This is a genomic window from Thalassospira sp. TSL5-1 (assembly GCF_001907695.1).
Lineage (GTDB): Bacteria > Pseudomonadota > Alphaproteobacteria > Rhodospirillales > Thalassospiraceae > Thalassospira.
In genome coordinates this window covers 1-646 of sequence record NZ_KV880656.1, presented here as the reverse complement: position 1 = coordinate 646, position 646 = coordinate 1, and the positions used below count along the sequence as shown (strand labels likewise).

2 protein-coding genes are annotated in these 646 nt (G+C 51.2%); one reads left to right on the top strand and one right to left on the bottom strand.

Going from position 1 to position 646, the window contains the following annotated elements:
* Positions 1-19 precede the first annotated feature (19 nt).
* Positions 20-235 (top strand): proline racemase family protein, encoded by a 216-nt coding sequence (locus tag LF95_RS23735; protein ID WP_143182147.1) that lies wholly within the window; start codon positions 20-22, stop codon positions 233-235.
* 174 nt (positions 236-409) lie between these two features.
* Here LF95_RS23735 and LF95_RS22525 read toward each other — a convergent pair.
* Positions 410-646, bottom strand: a 237-nt coding sequence (locus tag LF95_RS22525; protein ID WP_143182162.1) for an FCD domain-containing protein, incomplete at its 5' end; no start/stop codon positions are given.

The window sequence follows — 646 nt, the reverse complement described above, 5'->3', positions numbered from 1 at the left end:
CAGGATGATTCTCCGATAAATCCCACCCGATAGAGGTGATAGACATTCAGACAGATGGCAAATCTTTGAGCCTAGGGAATGTCCGACTGTTTCCGGTGCGGACATATTGGCCAAACGCCGCCATGTGCGAGAGCATCTGGATCATTTGCGCCAATTTGTGATGCTTAAACCGCGTGGTCATACAGAACAGATATGTATGGTGTCCTGCAGATTGAGCCCGGCTTGCGGGTACTGATTTGGCGGTGCTGTTTTTACATAACGAGTGTTATTGGACCATATATGGCCCTGCCATGATCGCACGGGTGAGCGGCACGATATATAATTGTGGGCAAAGTCAATTTTGGCTGGACGATGATGACGAGATTGAGCGCGGATTTCGGCCTCATTAGAATGGCGTCACGCCAGTCAATCAGGCGTCGTTACCGACACGGGCAACACGCAAACATTCGATCAGGCTTTTGCAGGAATCAGAAATATGTTGATCAAGCAGGGACACGGCCAAAGAGACATTTCCCGAACGGCAGGCATCCAGAATATCATGATGTTCGCGCTCGGCCCGTTCGGTTGCGCCTGAAAGGGCAAGCTGCGCGCGGGTGAAACGCACCGTGTTATTACCAATCGTGCGCACGATTTCCAATGTCTTGGG